Consider the following 624-nt stretch of genomic DNA (forward strand, 5'->3'; position numbering starts at 1 on the left):
TTGTCACCTCTAAACCACCGCTTTGAGCGGTGGTGATTGTTCCTGTGGGCTATTGCCCGAAGGAGTGCCCATGTTAGAAGTAAGCCTCTTATTCACCACAAGTAAGAGGAAACAACAAACATGGGCGATTACAGGAGTTCATCACATGTCTATTGGCGTTGTAAATACCATATTGTCTGGACACCAAAGTACAGATTCAAAATATTAAAAGGTAATGTAGCCAAAGAACTTTATCGTTCAATCTATATCTTATTGAACATGAAGGACTGTGAAGTATTAGAGCTGAATATTCAGCCGGATCATGTCCACTTAGTAGCGTTAGTCCCACCGAAAGTCTCTATTTCGTCTCTTATGGGAGTACTGAAAGGTCGAAGTGCAATACGACTATTCAATAAGTTTCCACATATTAGAAAAAAGTTATGGGGAAATCACTTTTGGGCAAAAGGTTACTTTGTCGATTCAGTTGGAGTAAACGAGGCAATAATTCGTAGATATGTACGACATCAGGACAAAGAAGAGCTTGAGTATGAGAATCAGCTTGAGTTGTTGAAAAACTGATAGCGTGGAATGCCCCCTTCTAGGGGGTGAATGTAAAGCCGCCTTCTTAGAAGGCGGATTTTTACT

At 40.7% G+C, this 624-nt stretch carries 1 protein-coding gene; it reads left to right on the top strand.

What is annotated here, in order from left to right:
• Positions 1-120 precede the first annotated feature (120 nt).
• A complete protein-coding gene (gene tnpA / locus EDI28_RS26220) occupies positions 121-558 on the top strand; it encodes an IS200/IS605 family transposase (protein WP_128786712.1) in 438 nt (145 codons plus the stop codon).
• Positions 559-624: the final 66 nt, after the last annotated feature.

The sequence above is a fragment of the Photobacterium chitinilyticum genome, from assembly GCF_004104355.1.
In the GTDB taxonomy this organism is placed as follows: Bacteria; Pseudomonadota; Gammaproteobacteria; order Enterobacterales; family Vibrionaceae; genus Photobacterium; species Photobacterium chitinilyticum.